The organism is Muricoccus vinaceus (assembly GCF_042433125.1).
In the GTDB taxonomy this organism is placed as follows: domain Bacteria; phylum Pseudomonadota; class Alphaproteobacteria; order Acetobacterales; family Acetobacteraceae; genus Roseomonas; species Roseomonas vinacea.
Genome location: NZ_JBHLVZ010000038.1, coordinates 1 through 11,828, shown reverse-complemented (window position 1 = coordinate 11,828; position 11,828 = coordinate 1). Strand labels below are relative to the sequence as shown.

9 protein-coding genes are annotated in these 11,828 nt (G+C 62.4%); 8 read left to right on the top strand and 1 reads right to left on the bottom strand.

Going from position 1 to position 11,828, the window contains the following annotated elements; all coding sequences use genetic code 11:
- Positions 1 to 434 precede the first annotated feature (434 nt).
- Both ACFFIC_RS14690 and ACFFIC_RS14685 read left to right on the top strand, forming a co-directional pair.
- The gene (locus tag ACFFIC_RS14690; protein WP_377051590.1) at positions 435 to 2,675 is read left to right on the top strand and encodes a sensor histidine kinase; all 2,241 of its coding nucleotides are present in this window, start codon (positions 435 to 437) and stop codon (positions 2,673 to 2,675) included.
- A gap of 74 nt (positions 2,676 to 2,749) precedes the next feature.
- Positions 2,750 to 3,181 (top strand): hypothetical protein, encoded by a 432-nt coding sequence (locus tag ACFFIC_RS14685; protein WP_377051588.1) that lies wholly within the window; start codon positions 2,750 to 2,752, stop codon positions 3,179 to 3,181.
- A gap of 128 nt (positions 3,182 to 3,309) precedes the next feature.
- Here ACFFIC_RS14685 and ACFFIC_RS14680 read toward each other — a convergent pair whose 3' ends face one another.
- Positions 3,310 to 4,170, bottom strand: a complete 861-nt coding sequence (locus ACFFIC_RS14680; RefSeq protein WP_377051586.1) for an ion transporter — start codon at positions 4,168 to 4,170, stop codon at positions 3,310 to 3,312.
- A gap of 319 nt (positions 4,171 to 4,489) precedes the next feature.
- Here ACFFIC_RS14680 and kaiC point away from each other — a divergent pair, with 319 nt between their 5' ends.
- The 6 genes from kaiC to ACFFIC_RS14650 all read left to right on the top strand — a co-directional run.
- Positions 4,490 to 6,181: a circadian clock protein KaiC gene (gene kaiC, locus ACFFIC_RS14675; RefSeq protein WP_377051584.1), complete on the top strand. Its 1,692-nt coding sequence runs from the start codon at positions 4,490 to 4,492 to the stop codon at positions 6,179 to 6,181.
- Positions 6,178 to 6,519 carry a circadian clock KaiB family protein gene (locus ACFFIC_RS14670; protein ID WP_377051582.1) on the top strand — a complete coding sequence of 114 codons (342 nt, stop codon included), beginning with the start codon at positions 6,178 to 6,180 and terminating at the stop codon, positions 6,517 to 6,519. Before kaiC ends, ACFFIC_RS14670 begins: the two co-directional genes overlap by 4 nt.
- Entirely contained in the window at positions 6,516 to 6,854 is a 339-nt protein-coding gene (locus ACFFIC_RS14665) for a circadian clock KaiB family protein (protein ID WP_377051580.1), read from the top strand. Before ACFFIC_RS14670 ends, ACFFIC_RS14665 begins: the two co-directional genes overlap by 4 nt.
- A gap of 25 nt (positions 6,855 to 6,879) precedes the next feature.
- Positions 6,880 to 8,595 (top strand): response regulator, encoded by a 1,716-nt coding sequence (locus ACFFIC_RS14660; protein WP_377051578.1) that lies wholly within the window; start codon positions 6,880 to 6,882, stop codon positions 8,593 to 8,595.
- Between the two features lie 538 nt (positions 8,596 to 9,133).
- Complete coding sequence (locus tag ACFFIC_RS14655; protein ID WP_377051576.1) at positions 9,134 to 10,828, top strand: sensor histidine kinase; 1,695 nt, start codon at positions 9,134 to 9,136, stop codon at positions 10,826 to 10,828.
- A gap of 367 nt (positions 10,829 to 11,195) precedes the next feature.
- Positions 11,196 to 11,828: DDE-type integrase/transposase/recombinase (locus tag ACFFIC_RS14650; protein WP_377051574.1), on the top strand; the 633-nt coding region annotated here is incomplete at its 3' end.

Genomic DNA, 11,828 nt, shown 5'->3' with positions numbered 1-11,828 from the left:
GCGAGGAGGAGGAGAGCGAGGACGCGGCGGGACATCGTGCCTGCCCTTAAGGCGGGCAAGCGCAGGGCGCCAGGGCGAGGCGGGCGGGCGACCAATCGGGTCCGTCCTACCCGCGGCTGCTTCTCCGAATGCTCCACCCGAACGTGGCATGCCGCTTCCAGCTAAACTCCGCCATGGAAGATCTGTCCTGCAAACAAAGGAAGGCCAGGCCCTATAGGGACCACACGCGGTGCGTAGCTGCCACTGCGGCTCAGAATTCCCAGCCATCCCGCCGACACTGCCCTAGGCAAACCACCCACCTGCACATAGGTTAATCAACACGCATGCGTAGCGGTTTCCGAGGTCAGCACAACCGGAGCTAGTCCTTCCGCATGGATGGAGTTCGAGGGCTTGGAGCCCAGCACCAGGAGGAGGCTGCCACAGGACGGTCGTTGTTGCCCTCTGCAGATGCGACCAATGCGGCGATCCAGGCAGGAGAGCAGGCCACTAGTCTTCCGGTGGCCGCACCTCGGGTGTTCACCCCCAGCCTGAAGGTTGTTCTCTCCACCGCCTTCGGTGCCCTTGCCCTCCTTACTGCGGTCATTTCCTCGGCCGCCATTGGGCATGTCGCTGACAAGCGCATCAGGGCGGACATCGGAGCAGAGTTCACATCCGCTGCCGAGCACGTGGCTGCCCTTCTAGACCGCGGCCTGTTCGAACGCCTGCGCGATGTCCAGGTCGCGGCGTCTCTGGACACGATGATCGACACCAACGTAACGATCGATGGCCGTCGGCGAATATTGGAGCGCTTGCAGGAGACTTATCCGGACTACGCGATCCTTGGCTACATCGGGGCTGACGGGCGAGTTGTGGAGACGAGCTCTGGCATTCTGCGCGGTGCCGATGTGTCGGGACGAGAGTACTTTCAGAGGGGCAAGCAGGGTCCTTTCGTCTCCGACGTGCACGACGCCATTCTGATGGCGCCTCTTCTTGGCCGTGGGCCAGACAACCCACCACGCTTTGTGGACCTAGCCGCCCCAGTTCGGGCCGCTGATAATGCGCTCGTTGGGGTTGTTGGTGCGCACCTTTATTGGGAGTGGGCTGAAGGGATCGAACGCCATGTGATGGCTCCCATCTTGGCCCGCCATCCTGGCGCCGAGGCGTTCATCCTGTCGCGGCAGGGGCAGGTTCTCCTGGGTCCCCGGAGCCAACGCGGAGCAACAATCACGGATCTTGCCCCATCGGCCCTCGCAGATCTCGCTGCTCGACGGGCAGGCAGTGTCGTCGAGCGCTCCAGACCCGAGAATGGGGCGGAGGACCACACGCACCTCGTGGGCTATGCAGCAACACAAGGCCATAGGACGTTTCACGGACTTGGATGGACGGTACTCGTTCGTCAGGACGCTGAGGCAGCCTTTGCTCCCGCGCGTCAACTCGCTCAACAGGTATTGTTCTGGGGGTTCGTCGCCGCTGCTCTGGCTGCAGGACTCGGGTGGTACCTCGCAGGGCTAATCACACGTCCCCTGGCCGACCTCTGTCGAGCCGCAGAGCGTCTTCAAACAGATCCAAGGGCAACCGAGGTACCGATCGGCCAGGGACTCCGTGAGGTTACGCTGCTCTCGTCCTCGATCTCTGCCCTTGTTGCCGGTGTCCGCTGGCGTGAGACGGCACTTCAGAACAGTGAGGCACGCCTTCGGCTTGCAACCGAGGCCGCGGGCATAACGGCGTGGGAGATCGACCTGACGCCGGAGCAACGCGCCCGCTCGCGTCGCAGCGCAGTTGCGGGTTTGTCCGACCCATTGGCTGAGTGGACCATCGAAAGTTTCCTGGCGAGCGTTGTGCCGGAGGACCACGACGGCGTTCTCGAGGCCTACAACCATGCCGTCGATAACTCGGTCGACCTGTGCTTCTCCTGCCGCGTCCGAGGTGACGACAACAACGACGATCGCTGGGTCGAGGTACGCGGTGTTCCCCTGGCCGTCCCTCCTGGCGGACGCGTAACTCGGTACACGGGTGTCATTGAGGACATCACCGAGCGCAAGCGCTCGGAGCAAGCACTGCAGTTACTGGTGCGGGAACTGGATCACCGGGTGAAGAACCAGTTCGCCGTCTTCGATGGCCTCGTTCGATTTACAGCAAAGACGGCCGCTGATCCAGCAACCATGGCCTCGGTTCTCCATGGCCGCATTGCCGCGCTCTCAGCTGCGCATGAACTGGTGCGTGATGCGACCGGTGACGGCTCAGCCCGTGGTCTGCACTCGACAACCATGATCGCGCTTCTTCAAACACTCCTTGCCCCGTACGGCATTCGTCTATCTGGAGATCACGAAAGCTCCTCGGGACGAGTCGAGATGGATGGACCAAGGGTGACCATAGGCCCGACCAGTGCCTCGGCCCTGGCGCTGGTGGTACATGAACTTGCCACCAACGCAGCACGACATGGCGCGCTTTCCTTGCCAACCGGTGTGGCTTCCTTGACCTGGTCGGCTATCACACCGAAGAGCATGGTCGTCGTCCGCTGGCAGGAGAGGGGTGGGCCAGAGCTATTTGGTGAGCCAGTGCGGCGGGGCTTCGGCACGTCGCTTGTCCGTCAGAGTGTGCAAGGTCAGCTGGGCGGCCATGTGGCTTTCGATTGGTCCCAGCCCGAGGGCTTGGTCGTCTCCTTGCGCCTACCTGCCGATCGACTCGCCCGCTAAGAAGCAACTACAGCTCGATGTCGTTCAGGGCCTGATGGCTTCTCATCGAGCTTGACACATGAGGGCAGACAGCGATGCCGCGCACGCTGAAGGATATCAGACGGCTGTTGTCCAGAAGCGTTTTGCTGACGCTTCTCTGGTTCGCTTGGCCTATTTCTGCCGAGGCAGATCCCGGCGCGAACCTCTGCACCAACAGGGTGATTGTAAGCTATGTCTACACTGTTATGCTCAGCCAAGGTATTTACGAACACCGCGCGTACCTCCGAAATCGAACCCGTTACACGCTTGCCTGGACTATGTCGCTGGGCTCGCTCGGAGAAGGTGTAACTCTGCCGCTCGAGTACCCAGTGCACGGGGTTCTCGCGCCCCATGCAGGCGAGACCCTGCGCATTGGCAGAGGCTCAGACGCCACTATCGGCCTGAATACAATCGAAGTGCTTTACGACCAGCTGGGCGAAGCGAGGCCCTTTCTCAGTGTCCATACCTGCATCGCCAAAACCAGATAGGGACGGCATCTTCATACTGGTGACCTCGGTGGTTTTGTCGTCGATGGCATGTTCGCGGCGGCGGTCCGGGAGAACGTGATATCCAGCCCGGATATGCTGGTGTGGCTATACAGGAGCTTCGTGGCCGCCTAGCTCCTCTCACCCCTCAGGGCAGCAATCTCCTTTCGTAGCTCACGAACCTCAGACATCAGCATCTGGCTGTCAGCATGAGCAGCGGATGCCGCAGCATCTGTTGCGGCCTGAGCAGCCTCGGCGTCGGCACTCTCCCGGCTTTCTCGGAGCGTTTGGATGCTCTCGACGATCACGCCGAGGAAGAGGTTCAACACGACAAAGGTGGAGATAACAATAAAAGGAATGAAGAACAGCAGGGCTCCAGGGTGGTGCTCCATGGCGGGCTTGACGATGTCTTCGACCCAGCCCTCCAGGGTCATCAACTGGAACAGTGTGAAAACGGAATTGCCGAGGGTTCCAAATCTCTCCGGCAGGCTTTCCCCGAACAGCTTCGTCGCCATTACGCCCGAGACGTAGAACATCAGGCCCATAAGCAAGACGATGCTGCCCATCCCGGGAAGGGCGGCCAGCATGGCCTCAACCACATGACGCAAGGATGGGACGACGGAGAGCAGCCGGAGTACTCGCAGCACACGCAGCGACCGGAGGACGGCCAAGTCACCACCCGAAGGTGCCCAGGCGATGCCGATGACGAGCAGGTCGAAGATACCCCAAGGATCCCGGAAGAAGCGGCCGCGGAACGCAAAGATCCGAAGGGCCAGCTCTGCCGAGAACAGCCAGAGCAGGGCGCTGTCGGTGACCTCCAGGAGCGGACCATAGGCCTCCATGACCGACGCCGAGGTCTCCAGCCCCAGGGTGACGGCATTGAGGAGGATGAGGCCGGTCACGATCTGCTGGAACCTAGTCGACGTCACCAACCGGGCAACACGCGCGCGCAGAGTTGGCGCGAGGTCCTGCGCCAGGAGTGCTTCCTGCAAAGCCGTTCTCTCCAATTACCGCGAGTTAATGATACGGCGAGGCATCCCAATTTGCGCGCCGAAGCACAAGGGGGGAGTTCGGCCCACTCGGCTGGTCGGTCTCTGGATTCCAGAGAGGACGAGGCGGGAGGACCAATCCACCGCCGATGGAACCGGAGGGTATGAAAAGAGCAAGACGGCATTATGCTAAAGGCTCCTGCCTGAAGAAGTCCTGGCCTCCCACCGACAGGCGTGAGGACTGGAGGGGCAAACCCTCTGTTTCCTGCGTCCAGAGCGCTGTGACCGCGTTCTATCAAACATATCGAGGACAAATCGAGCGATGCTACCTGAGGCGACCCTTCCGGCTTCATTACCCAAGGTTGCCACCGGCATTTCCGGCTTCGATGACGTCACCCTCGGCGGCCTCCCGGCCGGGCGGCCTTCCTTGGTCTGCGGCTCCGCAGGCTGTGGCAAGACCCTCTTCGCGGTGACCTTCCTGGTAAACGGGGCTACCCGCTACGGCGAGCCGGGCGTCTTCATGAGCTTCGAGGAGCGCGCGGAGGACCTCGCCGCCAACGTCGCTTCCCTCGGCTATGACCTCGACGGGCTGGTAGCCGAGGGCAAGCTGGCGATCGACCACGTGCGGGTGGAGCGTGGCGAGATCGAGGAAAGCGGGGAATACGACCTCGAGGGCCTCTTCGTGCGCCTCGGCTTCGCCGTGGATTCAATCGGTGCAAAGCGAGTGGTGCTCGACACCATTGAGACCCTTTTTTCCGGCTTCACCGATCCTGCCATCCTCCGCGCCGAACTCCGCCGTCTGTTCAGTTGGATCAGGGATCGCGGGCTGACGGCCGTGATCACCGGCGAGCGCGGCGAGGGCCAGCTCACCCGTCAGGGCCTGGAGGAGTACGTCTCCGACTGCGTGGTGCTGCTCGACAACAGGGTCGAGGACCAGATCACCACGCGCAGGCTGCGCGTGGTGAAGTACCGTGGCTCGGCGCACGGCACCAACGAGTACCCCTTCCTAATCGACGATGACGGCATCAGCGTGCTGCCGGTCACCTCGTCCGGGCTCGACCGTCCGGCTTCCAGCGAGGTCGTCTCCAGCGGCGTCCCGGGGCTGGATACCATGCTGCGCGGCGGCGGCTTCTTCCAGGGGTCCAGCATCCTGCTGTCCGGGGTGGCGGGAACGGGCAAGACGACCTTCGCCAGCCAATTTGCAGACGCTGCCTGTCGCCGCGGCGAGCGCTGCCTGTCCTTCGTCTTCGAGGAAAGTGCCCAGGAGATCTGCCGCAACGCCCGGTCCGTCGGGCTCGACCTGACGAAGTGGGTCGACCAGGGCCTGCTGCGTTTCGAGGCGGCTCGTCCCAGCCTCTACGGCCTGGAGATGCACCTGGCGCGCATGCACCGCGACCTCGAGCGCTTCCAGCCCGACGTCGTGGTCGTGGACCCGATCTCGGCCTTCCGCGGCCCGGATGCCGAGGTCCACGCGACACTGCTGCGCATGATGGATCTGCTGAAGGGCCGGGGCATCACGGCCCTCTTCACCAGCCTGCGGCCCGATGGCGCCATGGGTGACGGCACTGACCAGGGCCTGTCCTCGCTGATGGATGCCTGGATCAAGCTCAATGACCTCGAAGCGAACGGCGAGCGCAATCGGACCCTTTACCTCATCAAGGCGCGCGGCCTGAGCCACTCCAATCAGGTTCGCGAGTACCGGATCAGCGACACCGGAATCGAGCTGATCGAGCCCTATATCGGCCCGGAAGGCGTGCTGACCGGCACCGCCCGCCTCACCCAGGCTGCCCGCGAGCAGGAGGCCGCCGCGCGGCGTCGCCAGGAGGTCGAGCGGCGCCAACGCGAACTGGCTCGCCGCCGTGACACGCTCGAGCGACAGATCAGCGAACTGCGGGCCGCCCTAGAAATCGAGAACGAGGAGGCAATGCTTTTTTTCGCCCAGGAGGACACCCACGAGGCAGCGCTGGCGAGCGACCGTAAGGTCCTGGCGACCCGCCGGGGTGCTGCGGAATGAGCCCGCAGGGCCCGCTGTTTCCGGAACAGGATCCGGACGGTGATCCGGATCCCGGCCACTACCACCTGCGGCTTTATGTGGCAGGACAGACCACGAAGTCCCTCGCTGCAATGGCCAACCTCAAGCGCGTCTGCGAGGAGCACTTGGCCGGGCGCTATGAGATCGAGGTCATCGACCTGCTGGTGAACCCGAAGCTGGCCGCGGGTGACCAGATCCTGGCCATTCCCACCCTGGTGCGGAAGCTGCCCGCGCCGCTCAAACGCATCATCGGCGACCTGTCGAACACCGATAAGGTTTTGGTCGGTCTAGACATACGCCCACGGGTACCACCGCCTTGAGTGATGACGACGCCGTCGATCCTGAGGCGCCCACCTCACATCCCTACCGGCTACGCCTGTTCGTGGCGGGCAGCTCGGTGCGGTCGCGTCAGGCGATCGAGAACCTGAGGCGCATCTGCGCGGACCATCTGGATGCGCAGGTTGATCTCGAGGTGGTCGACATCTACCAGCAGCCCGAGCTTGCCGGGAGGTACCAAGTCATCGCGGCGCCGACCCTGGTAAAGCTGCTGCCTCTGCCAGTGCGGCGCATCATCGGCGACCTTTCCGAGACCGAGAGGGTCCTCAGGGGTCTGGACCTCACACCGCTGCGGCCGTCCATTGATGACGCCAACTGACTTTCAGGGTGCCGACAGGGCGGGCTTGATCGAGCGCATCCAGGCGCTGGAGGCGCGTCTACAGGAGAGCGAGGACACGCTCGACGCCATCCGGCGCGGTGAGGTCGACGCGCTGGTGGTGGGCGGAACCGCCCAGGAGCATCGGGTTTTCACGCTGGAGAGTGCCGACCGTCCCTATCGCGTGCTGATCGAGCAGATGCAGGAAGGGGCCGTCACGCTCGGCTCCGATGGAACGGTCCTGTACTGCAACACCCGCCTCGCCGAGATGCTCCGCGTGCCGCAGGAACGTATCATTGGGCACCCCCTGCGACCGTTGATCCTTCAGGAGGACTGTATCGCCTTCGATCGCCTGCTCGATGAAGCCCGATCCGGCGTCGCCCGTCGCGAACTGACCCTCCGCACCGCGGAGGGCGTACCTGTCCCCGTCTACATGTCGTTGAGCCTGCTGCACAGCGAGGACAGCGCGACGCTGCTCTGTGGCGTCTTGACGGACCTGACGGAACAGAAGCTGCGATTGCGGGAGCTGAGCGACGTCAACGAGCGCCTTGTCGGAGAGATTGCGGAGCGTGAGCGGGTCGAGGACGCTCTACGCCAAAGTCAGAAGATGGAGGCGGTCGGGCAGCTCACGGGCGGCATCGCGCACGATTTTAACAACTTGTTGACCGGCATCACCGGCAGCCTGGAGCTACTGCAGACCCGGGTTGCACAGGGCCGGATCAGGGACGTCGACCGCTACGTCAACGCGGCCCAGGGCGCGGCGAAGAGGGCTGCAGCCCTTACGCATCGCCTGCTGGCCTTCTCGCGGAGGCAGACGCTCGATCCGAAACCGACCGACGTGAACCGGCTAGTGGCCGGAATGGAGGAGTTGGTCCGGCGCACCGTAGGCCCCGAGATTAGCGTGGAGCCGATCGCGGGCGGTGGTCTGTGGCCCACGCTCGTCGATCCGAGCCAGCTCGAGAACGCCTTGCTGAACCTCTGCATCAATGCGCGGGATGCCATGCCGGGGGGCGGCAAGCTGGTCATCGAGACCGGCAACCGCTGGCTCGATGAGCGTGCCGCCCGGGATCGGGAGCTACCGCCTGGTCAATACGTCACCCTCTGCGTCAGCGATAACGGTACGGGCATGCCGCCGGACGTCATCGCTCGCGCCTTCGACCCCTTCTACACCACCAAGCCGATCGGGATGGGCACGGGGCTCGGGCTATCCATGATCTATGGTTTCGCGCGGCAGTCAGGGGGTCAGGCGCGGATCTACTCGGAGGTAACGAAAGGGACGATGGTCTGCCTGTACCTGCCCCGCCATCTTGGCGATGTGGCCGAAACCGACGTGTTAACCGAGTTGCCAAGGGCTCCCCGTGCCGAGCACAACGAGACCGTCCTTGTGATCGATGACGAGCCTACGGTGCGGATGCTGGTTGCGGAGATCCTGGAGGACCTTGGTTACACAGCGCTCGAAGCTTCGGACGGCACCGCCGGGCTAAAGATTCTTCAATCCGATGTACGGATCGATCTGCTGGTGACCGATGTGGGGCTGCCGGGTGGAATGAACGGGCGTCAGGTAGCGGATGCAGCCCGCGTCGCGCGGCCTGGCATGAAAGTGCTGTTCATAACGGGCTACGCCGAGAACGCCGTGCTCAGCCATGGGCATCTGGAGGCGGGCATGCATGTCCTGACCAAACCGTTCGCCATGGATGTGCTCGCAGCCCGTATCCGAGAGCTCATCGCGAGTTCTTTGCCCTGAGACCTGCATTGCGCCAAGCTTGGCAATCGTTATTTCCGTCTGAGCACATCGCTCAAGTATTTAGAGATGCGCCGCTGCCTTCTGGCCTTCGTTCTCTCCTATGCCGTATCGGTGACCGGTGTTCCGCCCGTGCTCAGGAAAACCACACCGTCTTCGCCGCGGCCAGCCTGACGGACATGCTGTGCTTCAGCGCCGAACCGGGCTCTCTCGGATAACCAGTCGCAAGTCAATGATCCGAGGGCAACTTTCTGCTGAAGAGCGGGATCCCGATCAGCGCTGCTCGGGATCTCGTCCTAACGTGAGTTTTTTGCGCTGGACCAGGGGCATAGGCCGAGTTTGAGGAAGGCCCCAATTCAGGGCTTCTGTACAACAGAAGTGCATCAATCTGCTGTGCAGCGATCATTAGGAGTGGGGCTCACATTCGGCACTTCGGACTACGATGAAACTCGTGCAGTGGGCTGTGTTTACAACCTATGATTGCCTTCCGAGAAGGTAGACTCTTGGACCAGCTGATTGGCTCCAGGGTCGAGGAAACGAGATGCCCAGGAACGATGCTGACCGGCATGCACAGGCCTTTCTGATTGGCAAGCTGCGGCGGCCTGACCCTCTTAACGTCCTGCTCCTCGCGTCTCTTCTCCTCCCTTTGACCGTCTTCGCAGGCATCGCATCTTACGACCGCAGTCAAACACTCGGCGCGGTTTATCGCGATCTTCTGTCCACTGTTGATACGCTCCATGGGCACGCGGAGAGTCTGTTCCAGTTACAGGCTTTAGCATTGGGTGCAACTGACGCTTGGCTCGGCCAACGGTCTGATGAGGACATTCGAAGTTCGCAGATTGCCAATGAGGCTTATCTTCGAACTATGCAGCGCCCGTTCGCGCCACCGCTCAGCATCGCAGCCTACAGCGCCAATGGCCATCCCTTGCTGCTGTCTGACGAAGCAGAGGTACCACCGGATGTAGATGTGGCAGACCGGAGCTACTTTCGTTGGCACCGCGAGCACAAGGATGCGGTGCCCTACATAGCCGGTCCGACCCATCACGGCCCTGATGGCGGCGAACACGTCTTCATCACACTCCGGCGCTCTGTTGAGGCCATCGATTTCCAAGGGGTGATCACCGCAGGCATACGGCAGAGCCGCTTTCTGGATTACTGGGGGCGGGCGACGCCAAACCCTACGACAATGATCAATTTGACCCGCGACGACGGCCTGATCCTCGTGCGACGTCCACCACCCGAGCAGGAGCAGATCGCCACCGCGGGATCTCGGACGGCAATTGTCCAAGCCATCAGATTAGCAGGGGAGCGCACTGTTTTCCGGCGTACCTCAATGGTCGACGGAATTGATCGCCTGCTCGTTGTGCGCAAACTCGACCGCTTTCCAGTCTATGTCTCATACGGGATCGCGTATGCTGAAGCTCTATCTCCATGGTATCGCCGCCTCTTGCTTTATGGCGCCTTTGCCAAAGCTGTGGCCGTTGGGCTCGTCTCGCTTGCCCTCCTGGCGAAATCCCGCTCCAGGCAGCTTCGAGACCTAAATCTCAGCCTTGAAGCCCGTGTTGACGAGAGGACAGCAGAGCTTCAGGCCGGAGAGCAGAGGCTTCGTCTTCTTGCTCGCGAAGTGGATCATCGAGCGAAGAACGCTCTTGCGGTCGTGCAGGCCACCCTTCGTCTGACGGCCAAAACAAACATCAAGACTTTTGCCAAACAGGTTGAGGGAAGGGTCGCAGCGCTTGCTCGGGCCCAGACGCTGCTGGCGGACGATCGCTGGAGAGGGGCAAGCCTACACGCACTGCTGACATCTGAGTTGGCAGGATTTGTCTCGACTAGCTCAGACGCTCCAGGACCCAGGGTGGAATTGCAAGGTGATCCCGTTCTGATTCCGGCTGCGGCGACCCAGCCGTTGGCGATGGCAATCCATGAGTTGGCGACAAATGCAATAAAGCATGGGGCACTAGCGACAATGGAGGGGCGTGTCCGCCTCTCCTGGCATGTAAGTAACGGGCCGAGTGAGCCACTAGGTCGATTGACCATCGTCTGGGTTGAAACGGGGGGACCGATTATCACTGGTGCCCCATCCACACGCGGCTTTGGCTCTCGTGTCCTAGAGGGCGTCGTTCACGGTCAGCTCGGTGGGAGCTTGTCACTGATGTGGGAAACTACAGGGCTAGTTTGCCAAATCGACATGGCCTTGTCTCACCTGTCGGAGGCAACGTTGGCGACGGTAAATTGAGGCTCGTCATACTGCCTGAAAGCCCAGCCTCGGCAGCAACCTCCGGAAGCAATCTGTAGCCAAGATTGGCCTGATCCCGGCGATCTCAACCAGAGGGAGTAGTCTTCTACATGCATTTCTGGTGCGTGGACGCCCCCGAAAAGCTGGGGCGCGGCCTGCGCGCGGCTCTCGAGCGCACCAATAGCCGCCGCGTTGGGTAGGAGGTTCTCATGGCTACTAAGCCCCTCTCCGTTCCCCGGCGCCCTCTGCTCCTCGCCGCGACCGGATTGGCTTTGGCAGAGGGTCCCACAACGGCCCAGAGCCAGCCTAGATGTTTGATCCCAGGGTTTGATGGTGCAGTCTTTTCCCCTGAGTGGAAGGACGCACTATGGGCCAGCTTCTCCACGGCAGCGCCACAACGACGGAGGCAGTCCGTCGAGCGATACAACATAGTCAAGAGAGCCTGAGGGGGCTCGCCAAGCGCTACGGGATCAACCCCAAGACGGTGGCGAAGTGGAGGAAGAGAACCTCTGTCTCCGACCTTCGCACCGGCCCTCAGGAGCCCAGGTCAACGGTTCTGTCGCCAGAGCACGAGGCTGTGGTCGTTGCCTTCCGCCGTCACACGCTGCTGCCGCTGGATGACTGCCTCTACGCCCTCCAGCCCACCATTCCGCACCTGACCCGCTCGAGCCTTCACCGCTGCCTGCAGCGCCATGGCATCAGCCGACTGCCGGACACCGAGGGCGACAAGCCCCAGCGCTCCAAGTTCAAGCGCTACCCCATCGGCTACTTCCACATCGATATTGCCGAGGTCCGGACGGAGGAAGGCAGGCTCCACCTTTTCGTTGCCATCGACAGGACCTCAAAGTTCGCTTTCGCGGAGCTGCACGAGAAGGCCACGCGCCGCATTGCCAGCAACTTCCTGCGCGCCCTCGCCGCGGCCGTTCCCTACCGCATTCACACCGTGCTCACCGACAACGGTACGCACTTCACCGAACCTGGTGGCGATGGCTGGACGCCC

Coding starts and splice junctions, on each gene's coding strand:
- ACFFIC_RS14685 (WP_377051588.1), top strand. CDS start 2,750: ATGCCGCGCACGCTGAAGGATATCAGACGGCTGTTGTCCAGAAGCGTT.
- kaiC (WP_377051584.1), top strand. CDS start 4,490: ATGCTACCTGAGGCGACCCTTCCGGCTTCATTACCCAAGGTTGCCACC.
- ACFFIC_RS14670 (WP_377051582.1), top strand. CDS start 6,178: ATGAGCCCGCAGGGCCCGCTGTTTCCGGAACAGGATCCGGACGGTGAT.
- ACFFIC_RS14655 (WP_377051576.1), top strand. CDS start 9,134: ATGCCCAGGAACGATGCTGACCGGCATGCACAGGCCTTTCTGATTGGC.